Raw genomic sequence first — 15,563 nt, 5'->3', positions numbered from 1 at the left:
TTGCTCGCGCCGCCGCGAGGACGTAACTAACCAGATCGTTCACTACGGCCCGCACCGCCCGCCCGGCCGACACGGCGAGCAGCTCACCGCGTCCCCGCATCGACCGGTTACGCTCGGTGGCACTGTCGCAGGAGGGAGTCCGGGTGAGTGAGTCGTCGGGGCCCGCGCACCGGCCGTCGGCCGTTGCCGGCCCGTGGTCCGTGCCCGTGCTGTTCCGGGAGCGGCGGCCGCGCGTCGTCGTGAAGGCCGACCTGCTGCCCGCCATCAGCGTGCTCGGCACCCTGAGCCTGCTGAGCTTCCCGCTCGCCTTCGCGTGGTCGCGGCTCGCCCCGCCGGAACGCGTGCGCATCGTCGCCGCCGACGGCACCCAGGGTGCCCTGGAGCTGGAAAGCTGGCACCGGTTCGACGACTTGGCCGTCTTCGGGTTCCTCACGCTCGGGCTGGGGATCGTCGTCGGCGTCGTCTGCTGGCTGCTGCGCGAACGGCGCGGGCCGGTGGTGTTCCTCGCCGCGGTGCTCGGCGTCGCGCTCGCCGGCGCGCTCGCGATGCTGCTCGGCGTCGGCTGGGCGAACAGCCACTACGCCATCTCCAGCCCGCCCGCGCTGGGGTCGGTGATCGAGCTGGCGCCGCGCCTGGAGTCGTGGTGGGTGCTGCTGACCGGCCCGCTCGGCGTGTCGATCGCCTACAGCCTGCTGGCCACCTGGAACGGGTGCGACGACCTGGGCCGCCGCCTCGGCTGACCGGTTTCCCCTAAGGTGGTGTCCGTCACCTACAGGGGGGAACCAGCAGTGACCGAGGACATCGAGGTTTCGCGGCACAACGCCGTCCGCTTTCCCGGCATCAGCCCACGCGCTTACGAGCACCCGGTGGACCGCGGCGCGCTCGCCACGCTGCGCGCGGTGCCGGGCTTCGCCCAGGTCGTGAAGGCGGTTTCGGGCTTCTACAACGAGCGCGGCGAGCGGCTGATGGCGCTGGCGTCGTCGATCCGCGTCGGGCCGAAGCAGTACCCGGAGCTCGACCGGCTGCGCCACGAATGCGCCGAGACGCTGGACCTGCCCGCGGTGCCGAACGTGTTCGTCTTCCAGAACGCGCAGATCCAGGCGCAGACGGTCGGCATGGACGAGCCGTTCATCGCGATCAGCACCGGGCTCGTCGAGCTGATGAACCAGGAGTCCCTGCGGTTCGTGCTCGGCCACGAGATGGGGCACGTGCTCTCCGGGCACGCGGTCTACCGCACGATCATGGTGCGGCTGATCAGCCTGCAGCTGGCGATGTCCTGGACGCCGGTCAGCGCGCTGGGCATCCGGGCGATCATCGCGGCGCTGCGCGAGTGGTTCCGCAAGGCCGAGCTGTCGTGCGACCGTGCCGGCCTGCTGTGCAGCCAGAACCCGACGGCGGCGCTGCGCGCCCAGATCCAGGTGGCGGGCGGCATCGACCCGGCGCGCATCGACGTCCCGTCGTTCCTGCAGCAGGCCGCGGAATACGAGTCGGTCGAGGACATCCGCGACAGCTTCCTCAAGCTGAGGTCGGTCGAGACGGAGTCGCACCCGTTCGCGGTGGTCCGCGCGGCGCAGCTGCAGAAGTGGGCGGCATCGGAGAACTACCGCGCGATCCTGGCCGGCGACTACCTGCGCCGGGACGCCGAAAGCCCGTCGTCGGACTGGAAGGACGACCTGAAGTCGGCGGCCCAGTCGTACAAGGAATCGTGGAACTCGTCGACGGACCCGCTGACGAAGGTGTTCAGCGACGTCGGTGAAGCGGTTTCGGGCGCCGCGGGCAAGGTGTGGAACAAGTTCGGCAACGGGAACGGGAACGGCGCCGCGGACTGAGTCAGTTCAAGCTGGCCGGTCGGCTCAGATCGGTCAGCTCGCCCGGGGGCAGCGGCACCGCGCCCAGCGTGTGCAGGAAGCCCGCCTCCCGCGTCAGCAGCCGGCACGCGATGCGCAGCCGGCGCAGCGGGTGGCGTTCTTCCAGCAACCGCTGGCGGTCCTCCAGCGGCAGCAGGCAGTCCGCCGCCAGCACGTAGGCCAGCTCGGTGATCGTCGTGTCCGCGTCCGGGGCGTGCCAGTCATCGCTGCGCCACGCCGTTTCGCAGTACCGCTGGTGCGCCGCGCGGGCGACCGTCGCCAGGCGCTCGGCCATGCCGCCGGCCGGGGTCACCGGGTCGTCGTCGACCCACTCAACCGAGGCGATCAGGTACGGCGCCGAAACACAGTCGAGGTCGCGCAGGCGGAAGCGGCGCTGGGCCTGCGTCACCACGTCGAACCGGCCGTCCGGCAGGCGTTTCGCCTCGCGCAGCACCGTGCTGCAGCCGATTTCGTACAACTGGTCCAGACCACGGACCTCGCGGGTCAGTGACGATCGCAGCGCGACCACGCCGAACTCGCGGCCCGGCACCGTGCCGCCCACCAGGTCCGCCATCAGCTGCCGGTACCGCGGTTCGAAGATGTGCAGCGGAAGATTGGTGCCGGGCAGCAGCACGGTCTGGAGCGGGAACAACGGCAGGATCGTCGTCGTCGCGTCACTATCCGATTCCGGCTCGGTCACGCGTCAACCGTACGGGCAGAACGCCTTCGCCGCAGGATGGTCACCGGTTGGGTGGTTTGAACACCGCAAAGGGGTCGGTGATCTGCATGCCCTTGCCGGCGAAGGAGAACAACGCCGCGGGACGGCCGCCCGCGCGGCCCGGCGGGGCCGTGTGGCCGGTCGGCACCAGCAGCCCGCGGCGGGACAGCACCCGCTGGAGGTTGGTCGCCGACACGCGGTAGCCCAGCGCCGCCGAATACAGGCCGCGCAGCGCCGAAATCGTGAACTCGTCGGGCGCCAGCGCGAAGCCGAGGTTCGTGTACGAAAGCTTCGACCGCAGCCGGTCGCGGGCGCGCAGCACGATCGCCTCGTGGTCGAACGCCGTGCGCGGCAGCTTCGCGACGTCGTGCCACTCGGTGTCTTCGGGCACCTCGGGGTCGACGTCGGACGGGACCAGGCCGAGGAACGCCGTCGCCACCACGCGCGGGCCCGGCACCCGGTCCGGATCGCTGAACACCGCGAGCTGCTCGACGTGCTTGAGCTGGCGGACGTCCACCTTCTCGGCGAGCTGGCGCCGGATCGACGTCTCGACGTCCTCGTCGGGCCGCAGCCGCCCGCCCGGCAGCGACCAGCGGCCGAGGTGCGGGTCGAGCGCGCGCCGCCACAACAGCACCCGCAGTGTGTCCGAGCGCACTTGAAGGACCGCGCCCAAAACCTCGTGGGCCAGGGGAGCCTGGGTGTTAAGATGACTTCGCACGGTTTTCGATTGTAAGGCGAAAACCGGAGACAGGTCCAGGAGGGCCAGCATGACTTCGACGCTCGAACAAGATCTCACCCCCTACGGCGGGGTCGAGGCGAACGCGGCCTGGGCGGAGGAGGTGCGGCGCCTGGCGAAGCAGCGCGACGCGGTCCTGCTCGCGCACAACTACCAGGTCCCGGAGATCCAGGACATCGCCGACCACACCGGCGACTCCCTCGCGCTCAGCCGGATCGCGGCGAGCAGTGACGCGTCCACCATCGTCTTCTGCGGCGTGCACTTCATGGCCGAAACCGCGAAGATCCTGGCGCCGGAAAAGACGGTCCTGATCCCGGACGCGCGGGCCGGCTGCTCGCTGGCCGACTCCATCACCGGCGCCGAGCTGCGCGCCTGGAAGGCCGAGCACCCGGGCGCGGTGGTCGTCTCCTACGTCAACACCACGGCCGAGGTCAAGGCCGAGACCGACATCTGCTGCACGTCCTCGAACGCCGTGGACGTCGTCGCGTCCATCCCCGCCGACCAGGAGGTTCTCTTCCTCCCGGACCAGTTCCTCGGTGCCCACGTCAAGCGCGTCACCGGCCGGGAGAACGTGCACGTCTGGGCCGGGGAGTGCCACGTCCACGCGGGCATCAACGGCGCCGAGCTGGCCGAGCGCGCGGCCGCGGAGCCGGACGCCGACCTGTTCATCCACCCCGAATGCGGCTGCGCGACGTCGGCGCTCTACCTGGCCGGCGAGGGCGCCGTGGCGCCGGAGCGGGTCAAGATCCTCTCCACCGGCGACATGGTCCACGAGGCGCGCGACACCAAGGCCAAGACCGTCCTGGTGGCCACCGAAATCGGCATGATCCACCAGCTCCGCAAGGCCGCGCCGGGCATCGACTTCCGGGCGGTGAACGACCGCGCGTCCTGCCGGTACATGAAGATGATCACGCCCGCGGCGCTGCTGCGCTGCCTGCGTGACGGCCTCGACGAGGTCCACGTCGACGTCGAGACGGCCGCTCGCGCGCGGGCCTCGGTGCAGCGGATGATCGAGATCCGGCAGCCCGGCGGCGGCGAATGACGCCGCCGGTTAGTGACCCACGGGCGAAAACCCCGGTTTGGGAAGCACGCGCCGACCTGGTCGTGATCGGCAGCGGCGTCGCGGGGCTGACCGCGGCGCTGCGGGCGCAGGCCCTCGGGCTGCACGTCCTGGTGATCACCAAGGCCGCCGTCGCGGACGGCAACACGCGCTGGGCCCAGGGCGGCGTCGCCGTGGTCCTGGAAGACCAGCACGACCTCGACGACTCCGTCGCCAAGCACGCGGAGGACACGTTCACCGCGGGCGCCGGCCTGTGCGACGAGGCGGCGGTGCGCTCGATCCTCGACGGCGGGCCGGCCGCGGTCGCCCGGCTGCGGGCCGACGGCGCGCGGTTCGACGCGTCCGGGAACGGCCTGCTCGCCCGGGCCCGCGAGGGCGGGCACAGCGCGTTCCGCGTGATCCACGCGGGTGGCGACGCGACCGGCGCCGAGGTCGAACGCGCCCTGGTCGCGCAGGCCGGGCAGGCGGGGGTGCCGGTGCTGGAGCACCACATCGCCGTCGACGCGCTGCGCACCCCCGGCGGGCGGGTGGCCGGGGTGACGGTGCTGGACCGCCACGGCGTGCCCGGCGTCGTCCGCGCTTCGGCCGTGCTGGTGGCCAGCGGCGGGATCGGGCAGCTCTACCAGGCGACGTCGAACCCGGAGATCGCCACCGGCGACGGGCTCGCGCTCGCGCTGCGGGCCGGCGCGACCGTCGCGGACATCGAGTTCGTGCAGTTCCACCCGACCGTGCTCTACACCCCGGGCGCGCGCGGCCGCTGCCCGCTGGTCACCGAGGCGGTGCGCGGGGAGGGCGCGACGCTGGTCGACGGCGCCGGCCTGCCGGTGATGCGGGGCGTGCACCCGCTCGGCGACCTCGCGCCGCGCGACGTCGTCTCGGCGGCGATCACGCGGCGGATGGCGACCGCGCCGGGCGGCGTCGACGACCACGTCTTCCTCGACGCGACTTCGATCGCGGGGTTCGCGCGGCGGTTCCCGACGGTGTTCGCGGCGTGCGCGGCGCTGGGGCTCGACCCCACCGTGGACCCGATCCCGGTGACCCCGGCGGCGCACTTCTCGTGCGGTGGGGTGGTGACCACTGTGGACGGACGTTCGTCGGTGGGCGGGCTGTACGCGGCCGGCGAGGTCGCGCGGACCGGGCTGCACGGCGCGAACCGGTTGGCGTCCAACAGCTTGCTCGAAGGCCTGGTCGTCGGGCAGCGCGTCGCGGAGGCCGTCGCGGCGGACCTCGCGGCCGGGCTGCTGGCCGATCCCGCGCGCGGCCGCCTGCCGTCGTCGGCCACCGCGGCGGCGGCGGACCGCGACTCGCTGCAGCGCGTGATGAGCCGGTACGCGGCGATCGGCCGTGACGCCGACGGGCTGGCGGCGGCCGGTTCGGTGCTCGATCTGTCGCTTTCGGACACTCCCTTGTGGACGCACGCGGCGGTCGAGGACGCAGCGTTGACGGTGGTGGCGCAGGCGTTGCTGGCCGCGGCCGTCCGGCGCACCGAGTCGCGGGGCTGCCACGTGCGGACCGACTTCCCGGGGCGCGACGACGGCTGGCGGCGCAGCCAGCACATCCGGCTCAGCCCGTCCGGCCAGCCCGTGCTGGCCGACCCGATCCCCTTGGAGGGCGTGGCATGACGTTCCCGATCTCCGAAGCCGTCCGGCGCCTGATCGCGGCGGCGGGCCTCGACGTCGACGACGTCACGCGCGTGGTCAGCACGGCGCTCGGCGAGGACCTGCGGTACGGGCCCGACGCGACGACGGCGTCGACCGTGCCCGCTTCGGCGGTGGCCGTCGCCGAGCTGACCCCGCGCGTCGACGGCGTGGTCGCCGGCCTGCCGGTGGCGCTCGCGGTGTTCGACATGGTGCTGGGCGACGGCTACGAGGTGCTGGCCCGGCGCGAAGACGGCGATCGGCTGGTCGCCGGCGAGCCGGCGCTGGTGCTGGCCGGCCCGGTGCGCGGGCTGCTCACCGCCGAGCGCACGGCGCTGAACCTGCTGTGCCACCTCTCCGGCGTCGCCACCGCGACCGCCGCCTGGGTGTCCGAAGTGGACGGTACCGGCTGCGCGATCCGGGACTCCCGCAAGACGTTGCCGGGGCTGCGGCTGCTGCAGAAGTACGCCGTCCGCTGCGGTGGTGGCGTCAACCACCGGCTGGGCCTCGGGGACGCGGTGCTGATCAAGGACAACCACGTCGTCGCCGCCGGTTCGGTCACGGCGGCGCTGGCCGCGGCCCGGGCGCACGCGCCGGAGCTGGCCTGCGAGGTCGAGGTGGACACGCTGGAGCAGCTCGAGGAGGCGCTGGCCGCCGGGGCGGACGAGGTGCTGCTGGACAACTTCACGCCCCAGGAGTGCCGCCGGGCGGTGGCGCGCCGCGACGAAGTCTCCCCGAAGACGCGGCTGGAATCCTCTGGTGGGCTGACCCTCGACCGTGGTAAGGCCTACGCACTGTCCGGTGTGGACTATCTGTCGGTGGGCGGGCTGACCCATTCGTCGCCCGCGCTGGATCTCGGCATGGACCTTCGCTGAGAGGGCGTTCCGGGCTAGACTGACGGTGGCGGACTTCCTTGTCCGCCACCGTCTTTCGGCTTCGGGGGTGCGGGTGCGGTTACCGGCGTTGCTCGCGGTGGCGGGCCTCGTGGCGGCGTCGGGCTATTGCGCGCCGGCCGCTTCGGCGCAGGGCTGTGCGAACCCGTCCGGCACCTACGCCGGCGAGGTCCCGTGGGGCCAGCGCCTGGTCGACCCGGCGCGGCTGTGGCCGCTGACGCGCGGCGGCGGCCAGCTGGTGGCCGTGGTCGGCACGGGCGTCGACGCGCAGAACACGCAGTTCGCCCCCGGCCAGCTCGACAGCGGCGCCGGCACCGAGCGCACCGACTGCGACGGCCGCGGCACGATCGCGGCCGGGATCGTCGGCGCCCAGCCGGATCCGTCGACGACGTTCGCCGGCGTCGCGCCCGGCGTACGGCTGCTGCCGATCCGGTACACCGCCGGCGACGGCGGTGATCCGGGCAAGCTCGCCGAGGCGATCGACCGGGCGGCGGACCGCCGGGCGGGCGTGATCCTGGTCGCCGTGCCCGCGACGGCCGACAGCCCGGCGTTGTCGGCGGCGGTTTCGCGGGCGCGCGCGAAAGGGGCGGTGGTCGTCTCGGCGGCGTCGGCGACCCAGCAGGGCGCGCGGACGTACCCGACGGCGACGTCCGGTGTCCTCGCCGTCGGCTCGGTGAACCGCGCGGGCGAGCCGGTGCAGACCGAAGCGGGCGACTACGTCGGCGTCGCGGCACCGGGCGCGGAGCTGGTGAGCACGTCGGCGGGAGCGGGCGGCGCGGTGGCGCACCGCTGGCCGGTGACCGACCCGGGCCTCGCGGCGGCCTACGTCGCCGGCGTCGCGGCGCTGGTGCGGGCGTACCACCCGTCGCTTTCCGGAGACCAGGTCGTCACGCGCTTGACGTTGACGGCCCACCGTCCGCCGTCCGGAGGCCACGACCCCCGGCTGGGCTGGGGAGTCCTGGACGCCTACGCGGCGGTGTCCTCGACCCTGCCCGCCGACGTCCCCCCGCCGGGCGCGGTTCCGCAGGCGGCCCCGGCACCGGCGGTGGTCCCGGCCGCAGCCCCGGCACCCCGCCCGCCGGACGTCCCCGCGGGCACGATCGCCCTGGCCGGGGTCGCCTTGGCCGCGGCCGCCGGAGTGACGGTGGCGGCGGTCCGCCGCGCCCGCCGCCGAGCCTGGCGCCCCACCCGCTTCACCCCGTAAGCCGTGTCGACCCCGCAATCACGAGTGATGCCCCTCCAATCACGGGTGATGCCCGCTCAATCACGCGAGAAGCCTTGCTCCGCCCGCGATTCGGTGTACCGGAACGGCGAACTCGCGTACCTGGAGGGTCGGTTCGCGTGTCTGGAGGGTCGGTTCGTGTGATTGGAGGGTCATCTCGCGTGATTGGGGGGTCGACACGTCAGGCGGGGACCGGGCGGGTGGAGCCGACGATCGTCACCGCGGTGGCGACGTGGATCGTGAAGTCCGTGCCGTGGCGGGTGAAGCGGGTGATCTGCTCGGCGGGGGTGCTGCGGTCGTGGGATTCCCAGCCGTCGGCGTGCAACGCCGGGAGGAGCGACGGCAGGCGGGTTTCCGGCGAAGCCGGGTGCTCCACGCGGACGCCGTACTGCCAGCACAGCAGCCGGCCCGGGGTGGTCGGGTCACAGTCCAGCTCGCCGTCCAACGTCCGGTCCGGGAGGCCGCCGAAGGACGCCGCGACAGAGTCGATCACCGTGGTCAGCTCGGCCGCGAGGCGGCGCAGTTCCGGGGTCACGGGGCCACGCTCCCACCGCCGGTGAGGACGCGGTAGATGTTCGTCCACGAATCGGACCCCGGCTTCAGCACGTCGTTGTGCGACGACACGCCCCACGACGGCGAGCCGTCCGCCTGGTCGCCGGTGCCCAGCTCGGTGACGCCCGGGAAGACGTCCGGGTCCGCGCCGTGGCCGATGCCGGTCCACTCCAGGCCCCACGCGTTGCCCTGCGCGAGCACGATCGGGTCGAGCGGAGCCGTCATCGAGAACCGCTGGACGCCCGCCTGGCTCGGCGGCAGGTCGGCCGGCGACCACACGCCGTGGCCCATGCCGGCCGACTCGACGTGCAGGACGCGGTCGACGTCGAGGCCGTGCGTCTCGGCGAGCCCGACCGTCGCGCCGCCGTAGCTGTGCCCGATCGCGGTCAGCGTGACGTCGGAGCCGGCGTGGCTCGCGATCTCGCCGCGCAGGTCGTCGGCGAAGTGCTTGAGGTCCGGCGCCATCGCCCGCGCGTACCCCGCGTCCGGCCCCTGCGCCACCGGGCCCTGCGGGAACACCCCGTCGGCCCAGACGACGACCGCCGTGCGCCCGGCCGGGTCCGCGGCCACCAGGCTGCGGCCGAGGCCGGCGTAGGCGTCGAAGTTCGACAGCTGCGTGTTGACGCCGGGCACGAACAGCCCGACGTTCCGCGTCCCCGGCTCGATGTGCCCGACCAGCTCGGCGATCCGGCCGTTTCCCGACGGGTCGAACCGCAGGATCTGCCGGTCGTGCGCGAGGATGTCTTCGTACAGCTTGACCCGCGCCTGCGACCGCGCGATCTCGCCGGGGTCGGTCAACGCGGCCAGCCGCGCACGCTCGGCCGTCAGCGCGTCGGCGACCTTCACGCGGTTGCCCGCGATCGCGCGCGCCCACGCCCCGGTGTCGGCCGCACCGCCGATCCCGGCGGGATTTCCCGCGCGGGGCAACGGATCCTCGGGCAGCAGCGCCCGGTACATCGCGGCGACCTGCGCGTCGGCCCGCCGGTATCCGGCCGCGCAAGCGACGAGTCCACTTTGGAGCCGCCGCAGAAGCTCCACGTGCGAGCCGAGCTCGCCGCCCAGCTCCGTCATGGTCTTCTCGAACGTCTTGGCCGCGGCGGCGGATTCGCTCACCTGGCCGAACGCGGTGGCGGGCAGCTTCTCGCCCGCCACCGCCGACTGCGCCGCGGCAAGCGCCTCGGCGCGGGAACCGGACTCGCCGGCCACCGCGTCGAGGCGCGCCGGGACCACGCGATAGCCCGCCGCCGTCATCAGGAGCCGTCTTCGCCGATGACCGGCGGTGCGACCGGCGCCGACTGGCCCCAGACGTTCTCCGTCTCCACCAGCCACGCCGGGATCCGCCGCCCGGACCCCATGTCCCCGCCGCCGCCCATGCCCATCGGCATCATGGGCATCATCGGCATCGCGCCCTTGGCGGCCGCCGCGCCCACGGCCCCGGCCGCGCCGCCGGCGAGCCCGCTCAGCGCGTTGCCCGCGCCGCCGTCGCCGGCCAGGCCGGAATGCGCCGCCGGCACGTCGCCGGGGCCGGTGAGCCCGCCGCCACCGACCGGGACACCGGCGCCGCCGCCGAGCGAAGGCGCGTCACCCCCGCCGATCGGGATGCCGCCACCGGAGCCGCCTTCGACGCCGGCGCCGCCCCCACCGAGCTTCGTGCCCGGCGGTTCTTCCTTGTCGTCCTTGGGATCCTTGCCCGTCGCCCACGACGGCACCTTCGGCATGATCGAGCCGAACCGGCCGAACGCGGCGGCCGAAGCCGCGGCGAGCCCGGCGGTGAACATGTCGCCGAACAGCGGGTTCGACGCCGGCACGGTCGTCCCCGGCGGCAGCGTCGTTCCGGTGCCCCCGGGCAGCGGGTGCCCGTCGGTGGGGGTGACGACGACCCCGGGACCGCTCAGGCCGTTGCCGACCAGCCCCGGCGACCCGGCGCTGCCCGCGCCCCCACCGGCCGGCGGGGTGGTGGGCGCCGGCACGGCGTTCGGCGAAGCCGGGATCGACTCCTCGGCGACGGTGTACTCCCCGGCGAGCTGGGTCATCACGACGATCGCCTTGCCGTGCGCCGATCCGGCGGCGTTCGCGGCGGCCTGCTGCGCTTCGACGTTCGCGATGGCCTGCTGACGCTGTTGCGCCGCGGCCTGCACGACGGCGGGCGAGGCGTCCGGCGGCAGCAGCGGCGGGTTCACCGCGAGCGCGACGTCGGCGGGAGCGACGTCCGGCACCGCGACCGGCGGCGGCATTTCCTTCTTGGCCTTCACCAGCGCGTCGGCGGCGTCGCCGAGCATCACGTTCATCGCCTCCGCGGTCTGCGCCACCTTCGAGATGCCGTTCGCGAGGTCGGTGATCATGTGCTGGTACTGGTCGGCCGCGCCGCCGGTCCACTGGTCCTTGAACTCGGTGAGCTCCGAGTCGAGGTTGTGGGCCTGCTCGTGCAGGTGCAGCGCGGCGGACTTCCACTTGTCGGCGGCGTGCCGCGCGCTGTTCGGGTCGCCGGCCTGCAGCATCGCGTACAGCTGCTGGTGGCTGTACGCGGCGAAGTTCGTGTGCGCGGTGTTCGTCATCCCTTGCGGCTCCCGTCCGTGTCTCCGCCGCCCAGCAGCCCCAGCACCGGGTCGAGCAGGCCGGTGACGGCGCCCGAAGCGTGCAGGTCCCCGGCCACCGACTGGTCGGCGCCGGCGTAACCGTCGGCGACCGTGGTGGTGACGTCCTGGGCGAACCCGATCGCGCTGCGGACCTGGTCGAGCAGGCCCTGCATCTCCGAGACGGCGGCGCGGTGGGCGTCGGCCAGCGACCCGGCCTCGCCGAACTCGCCGAACAGCAGCGGCTCCTCGCCGAGGGTGAGCAGGAAGTCGTTCGGTTTCGACATCGCGTGGATCTGGGTTTCCAGTTCCCGCACGAAGTCCTTCAGCGATTCCAGGTGGACGTAGTACGACTGGTCTGGCATCGGTCCCGGCTCTCTGGGCGCGACTGGCGGACAGGAGGAAAGCCGGTCGGCCGGTGCGAGCGGGGGGTTTCCCGCACCGGCCGACCGACGTCTGGTGCGCGGATCAGCCCGCGAACAGTCCCTGGTTGCGGTTCTCCAGCGACTGCTGGAGGTCGTGCGCCTCGCCGACCTTCCCGCCGAACTGCGCGATGATCGCGACGATGTCCGCGGTGGCCTGGCGCAGGCGCGTCTCGGCCTGGCGGGCGGCGTCACCGGCGGAGCTGCCGGAGGCGTACCAGGTCGCGGTGATCGGCTGCAGGTTCTGGTGCAGCTGCTCCAGCTGCGAGGTGAGCGCCTTGGCCTTGGCGGCCAGGGATGCCGAGCTGTGCTGCAGCGCGGCGAAGTTGATTTCGACGACGTCGGCCATGGTGGGCGTCCTCTCGGGTCAGGGGTTGAGGCGGGGGAGCACGCCCGAGCCCTCGAGGGTGTGGCCGACCCCCTGGAAGCTCTGGTGGACGTCGGCGTCGCCGCGGCCGTAGTTCGCGTGGCTGGTGTGCACGAGCTGCGACATCGTGTCGAGCTCCTTCACCGCGGCGGTCATCTTCTCCTGCAGCCGCCGCTGGAGGTCCCAGAAGGCCACGGCCTGGTCACCCTTGTAGTTGCGCAGGGCCTCGGTCAGCTCGGACTCCAAGCTGGCCATCGTGGACTTGGCGTTCGTCGCGGTTTCCTCGAAACCCTGGACGGCGCGCGTCATGGCAGCGGAATCTGCCTGGAATCCCGGACTGGACATCGACGGGCCACCTCCTTCCTGAAGCGAATTCCCCTGGCGCGGTGGTCCGCGCGTGTGAAAGTCACGCTAGGAAAGAGGCCAGTGTGGTCAAACGGCACAACTGCCGGTCGCGCTGACGGCACTATTACCCACGCGGGCGGAGGTAGGGCGTTCCCCACCCCGGGACGGTGGCGCGCTCCAGTGACCCCGGGCCGCCCCCACGCCAGGCTTGAAGGCATGGCAGACAAGGGAAATCCGCTGGTCACGCTCCGCGCGTGGCACCGCCCGCTGGTGGTGCTGGCCGGAGTGATGGGGGTGCTGTGCGCGGTCTCGCTGCTCGGACTCCTCTTCGATGATCGCACGCTGGTCAACGCGCCGATCTGGCTCAAGCCGTTCAAGTTCTCCGTCTCGATCGGGCTGTACGCGCTGACGCTGGCGTGGCTGCTGACGCACGTGCGCCGCGGCCGCCGCGCCGGCTGGTGGTTCGGGACGCTCTTCGCCGCCGGCATCGGCCTGGACTTCGCGCTGCTCGTGTGGCAGATCATCGTCCGCGGCCGCACGCTGCACTTCAACCAGTCGACGCCGGCCGACGCCATGATCAACAACCTGGTCGCCGGGGGTGCGTACACGGCGTGGTCGATGACCGCCGCCGTCGCCGTGCTGCTGCTGTTCCAGCGCATCCCGGACCGGGCGCTGAGGTCGGCCCTGCGCTGGGGCGCCGGCCTCGCCGTGGTGGGGATGTACGTCGCGACGCTGATGTTCACGGCCACACCGGCGCAGGAAGCGGTGCTCGAGGCGAACGGCAAGTTCTCGACGTTCGGTGCGCACTCGGTCGGCGTCGAGGACGGTGGCCCCGGGCTGCCGGTGGTCGGCTGGAGCACGGTCGGCGGGGACCTGCGGATCCCGCACTTCGTCGGCATCCACGCCCTGCAGGTGCTGCCGCTGGTGGCGTTCGGGCTGCTCCTGCTGGCCCGCCGCTACCGGGTGCTCGAATCCGACGTCGTCCGCCGCCGGCTGGTCCGGACCGCGGGCGCCGGCTACGCGGGCCTGATCGCGCTGCTCACCTGGCAGGCCGAGCGCGGCCAGTCCATCGTGCACCCGGACTTCTGGACCCTCGCCGCCGCCACCGGCCTGATCGCGGCGCTCGCCGTCGCGGGCACGCTGTCCCTGCGGTCGCTCCCGCGGGCGGAGCGGGTCGTTTCTGCCGAAATTCTGAGATCCGCCCGGTAGACCGGACGCCCCGGGCGAAAGGTGAGTCGCGATGGTGCACCCGCAGGCACTGCTGGACGAGCTGGAGCGCGCTCCGGAAGTCCCCGCGTTCGAACACGGCACCCGGGTGACCACCCGCGGCGAGCTGCGGGAACTGATCGGCCGGTTCACCGCGGGCCTGCAGGCGGCCGGGCTCGGCCCGGGCGACGGCGTCGGGCTGGCCACCGCCGTCACGCCGGAGGGGTTCGCCGCGCTCGTCGCGGTGCACGTGCTCGGCGCCCGCGCGGTCGCGGTGCGGCCCGGGTTGCCGGAGGCGCAGCTGCGGCACATCCTCCAGGACGTCGAAGCCCTGGTGACCGATGCGGAACCGGTGGCCGACGTCGGGGTGCCGGTGCTGCGGGTGGGGCCGTCCCTGCTGGCCCGCTACACCGAGCCGGTGCCGCAGGCACGGCTCGACGACATCGCGACGGTCGTGTTCACCAGCGGCAGCACCGGCGTCCCGAAGGGCGTGGCGTACCGCTACCGCGCGTTGACCGAAGGCCGGGTCTGGCGGCCGCCGGTGCCGGGCTCGGCGCACGAGCGGCTGGGCGCGGGGTTCGGCCGGTACCTGCTGTTCGGTTCCCTGGCCAGCGCGGTGATGGTCGAGCAGCTGGGGGTGTGCCTGTTCGCGGGCGGCACGGCGGTGATCCCCGAGGGGCTGCCGGACTTCCCGGGCGTGCTGCCGCGGCTGGGCATTTCGGCGGCGCTGACCACGGTGCCGCGGCTGCACCAGATGCTCGACGTGCTGCGGGATTCGGACGTCGACCTGAGCGGCCTGCGGAGGCTGATCGTGGCCGGTTCGCCGGTGCCGCCGCACAAGCTCGCCGAGGCGGCCGAGCGGATCGGGCCCGCGATGCACCACGCGTACGGGCAGACCGAGACGGGGATGCTGACGATCTGCCGCGCCGACGAAGGGCCGGGTTCGGTGGGGAAGGCCTGCGATACGGTGGAAATCGCGGTGCGGGAGGGCGAGGTCTGGGTGCGCACGCCGTCGGCGTTCGCCGGTTACTGGCGTGACGAGGTCACCACGGCCGAGGTGCTGCGTGACGGCTGGGTCCGCACGCAGGACCTGGGTTTCGTCGACGGCGAGGGCTACCTGCACCTGTCCGGCCGCGCGCGTGACGTGGTGATCGTGAACGCGATCATCCACTACACCGGCCCGATCGAGCGGGCGATCGCCGCGTGCCCGGACGTCGACCAGGCGTACGTCGTGGCGGTCCCGGACGCGCGGACCGGCGAGGCGGCGCACGCGTTCGTGGTCCCGGTGCCGGGTCGCTCGCCTGATCTGGGCGAGGTACGGAAAGCAGTGGCGGCCGAACTGGGGGAGGCGGCGGTCCCGGCGCGGTTCAGCTTCGTGGCGTCGGTTCCGGTGGCGCCGTCGGGGAAACCCGACAAGGCGGCGCTGCGGGCGTCCCTTGTGGAGTGACTACTTCCCGGCGCGCAGGTCCGTGATCACCTTGGCGACACGCCGGTGCCGGGTCTCTTCGGTCTTCGCCTGCCCGATCGGCAGGACGAACCGCTGCTTCGCGCTGTAGGAAAGGCTCTCGAACCGGGCTCGCGCGGTGTCGTCGGCGGCGAGCGCTTCGGCCAGGTCGGCGGGGATGTCGAGTTCACGGGGTGCGGTGTCGAGCGTGATCTCGACCTCGACGTCGTCCCCGGCGGCGACCCCGGCCTGCTCGCGGTTCTCGGCGCTGAGCGGCACCAGGAACTGCCCGCCGCGGCTCGCGACCGTCGTGCGGTACGCGTGCCCGCCGAGCGTCACGGTGACCGCGGGCTTCTTGCCGGCGCCGAGCGCCTCGACGACGTCGGCGGGCACCGGCAGGCCGGTCGCGGTCTTGCCGCCGAGCAGCACGGTCGTGCGGAACTTCATGCCGCGAGTATGCGCCGCGGGGGGGGCCCCCGGGCGGGGGGGCCCCCGGGGGGGCGGGGTGTGTCCGGGGGGGGGGGGGGGGGGGCACGGCGGC

General features: G+C 73.3%; 17 protein-coding genes. 8 read left to right on the top strand and 9 right to left on the bottom strand.

The window, feature by feature from the left end:
* Positions 1-143 precede the first annotated feature (143 nt).
* Positions 144-740, top strand: coding sequence for a DUF2567 domain-containing protein (locus tag AB0M30_RS10870; protein WP_364582493.1), 597 nt, complete (start codon positions 144-146; stop codon positions 738-740).
* Between the two features lie 48 nt (positions 741-788).
* Entirely contained in the window at positions 789-1,829 is a 1,041-nt protein-coding gene (locus tag AB0M30_RS10865; protein ID WP_103339833.1) for a M48 family metallopeptidase, read from the top strand.
* Between the two features lies 1 nt (position 1,830).
* Here the strand turns inward: AB0M30_RS10865 and AB0M30_RS10860 are convergent, their stop codons facing one another.
* Together AB0M30_RS10860 and AB0M30_RS10855 are read right to left on the bottom strand one after the other, a co-directional pair.
* Positions 1,831-2,547: an LON peptidase substrate-binding domain-containing protein gene (locus AB0M30_RS10860; protein WP_364582490.1), complete on the bottom strand. Its 717-nt coding sequence runs from the start codon at positions 2,545-2,547 to the stop codon at positions 1,831-1,833.
* A gap of 40 nt (positions 2,548-2,587) precedes the next feature.
* Positions 2,588-3,220 carry an NUDIX domain-containing protein gene (locus tag AB0M30_RS10855; protein ID WP_103339831.1) on the bottom strand — a complete coding sequence of 211 codons (633 nt, stop codon included), beginning with the start codon at positions 3,218-3,220 and terminating at the stop codon, positions 2,588-2,590.
* A 112-nt stretch (positions 3,221-3,332) separates the two neighbouring features.
* Here AB0M30_RS10855 and nadA point away from each other — a divergent pair, with 112 nt between their 5' ends.
* From nadA to AB0M30_RS10835, 4 genes are all read left to right on the top strand, one after another.
* The gene (nadA, locus tag AB0M30_RS10850; protein WP_364582487.1) at positions 3,333-4,343 is read left to right on the top strand and encodes a quinolinate synthase NadA; all 1,011 of its coding nucleotides are present in this window, start codon (positions 3,333-3,335) and stop codon (positions 4,341-4,343) included.
* Positions 4,340-5,983, top strand: a complete 1,644-nt coding sequence (locus AB0M30_RS10845; RefSeq protein ID WP_364582485.1) for an L-aspartate oxidase — start codon at positions 4,340-4,342, stop codon at positions 5,981-5,983. Before nadA ends, AB0M30_RS10845 begins: the two co-directional genes overlap by 4 nt.
* Positions 5,980-6,873: a carboxylating nicotinate-nucleotide diphosphorylase gene (gene nadC / locus AB0M30_RS10840; RefSeq protein ID WP_364582482.1), complete on the top strand. Its 894-nt coding sequence runs from the start codon at positions 5,980-5,982 to the stop codon at positions 6,871-6,873. The genes AB0M30_RS10845 and nadC overlap by 4 nt, the downstream gene beginning before the upstream one ends.
* 88 nt (positions 6,874-6,961) lie before the next feature.
* On the top strand, positions 6,962-8,095 hold the full coding sequence (locus AB0M30_RS10835; RefSeq protein WP_364582648.1) for a S8 family serine peptidase: 1,134 nt from the start codon (positions 6,962-6,964) through the stop codon (positions 8,093-8,095).
* A 199-nt stretch (positions 8,096-8,294) separates the two neighbouring features.
* Here the strand turns inward: AB0M30_RS10835 and AB0M30_RS10830 are convergent, their stop codons facing one another.
* From AB0M30_RS10830 to AB0M30_RS10805, 6 genes are all read right to left on the bottom strand, one after another.
* Positions 8,295-8,648 (bottom strand): hypothetical protein, encoded by a 354-nt coding sequence (locus tag AB0M30_RS10830; RefSeq protein WP_364582479.1) that lies wholly within the window; start codon positions 8,646-8,648, stop codon positions 8,295-8,297.
* On the bottom strand, positions 8,645-9,916 hold the full coding sequence (locus AB0M30_RS10825) for an alpha/beta hydrolase (RefSeq protein WP_364582476.1): 1,272 nt from the start codon (positions 9,914-9,916) through the stop codon (positions 8,645-8,647). Before AB0M30_RS10825 ends, AB0M30_RS10830 begins: the two co-directional genes overlap by 4 nt.
* A complete protein-coding gene (locus AB0M30_RS10820; protein ID WP_364582474.1) occupies positions 9,916-11,220 on the bottom strand; it encodes a WXG100 family type VII secretion target in 1,305 nt (434 codons plus the stop codon). Before AB0M30_RS10820 ends, AB0M30_RS10825 begins: the two co-directional genes overlap by 1 nt.
* Entirely contained in the window at positions 11,217-11,603 is a 387-nt protein-coding gene (locus tag AB0M30_RS10815; RefSeq protein WP_360182861.1) for a hypothetical protein, read from the bottom strand. Before AB0M30_RS10815 ends, AB0M30_RS10820 begins: the two co-directional genes overlap by 4 nt.
* A gap of 103 nt (positions 11,604-11,706) precedes the next feature.
* The gene (locus AB0M30_RS10810; protein ID WP_003057455.1) at positions 11,707-12,009 is read right to left on the bottom strand and encodes a hypothetical protein; all 303 of its coding nucleotides are present in this window, start codon (positions 12,007-12,009) and stop codon (positions 11,707-11,709) included.
* A gap of 18 nt (positions 12,010-12,027) precedes the next feature.
* Entirely contained in the window at positions 12,028-12,372 is a 345-nt protein-coding gene (locus tag AB0M30_RS10805) for a WXG100 family type VII secretion target (protein WP_071831485.1), read from the bottom strand.
* 216 nt (positions 12,373-12,588) lie between these two features.
* Between AB0M30_RS10805 and AB0M30_RS10800 the strand changes: the two genes are divergently transcribed.
* Complete coding sequence (locus tag AB0M30_RS10800) at positions 12,589-13,581, top strand: hypothetical protein (protein WP_364582471.1); 993 nt, start codon at positions 12,589-12,591, stop codon at positions 13,579-13,581.
* A gap of 31 nt (positions 13,582-13,612) precedes the next feature.
* Positions 13,613-15,025, top strand: a complete 1,413-nt coding sequence (locus tag AB0M30_RS10795; RefSeq protein ID WP_364582468.1) for an AMP-binding protein — start codon at positions 13,613-13,615, stop codon at positions 15,023-15,025.
* On the opposite strand, the gene AB0M30_RS10790 is transcribed toward AB0M30_RS10795, so the two are convergent.
* A complete protein-coding gene (locus tag AB0M30_RS10790; protein WP_364582465.1) occupies positions 15,026-15,469 on the bottom strand; it encodes a YdeI/OmpD-associated family protein in 444 nt (147 codons plus the stop codon).
* Positions 15,470-15,563 lie beyond the last annotated feature (94 nt).

This window comes from Amycolatopsis sp. NPDC051716, from assembly GCF_040681595.1.
Lineage (GTDB): Bacteria > Actinomycetota > Actinomycetes > Mycobacteriales > Pseudonocardiaceae > Amycolatopsis.
The sequence above is the reverse complement of the archived record's forward strand: the minus strand, read 5'-3'. Positions and strand labels throughout refer to the sequence as shown.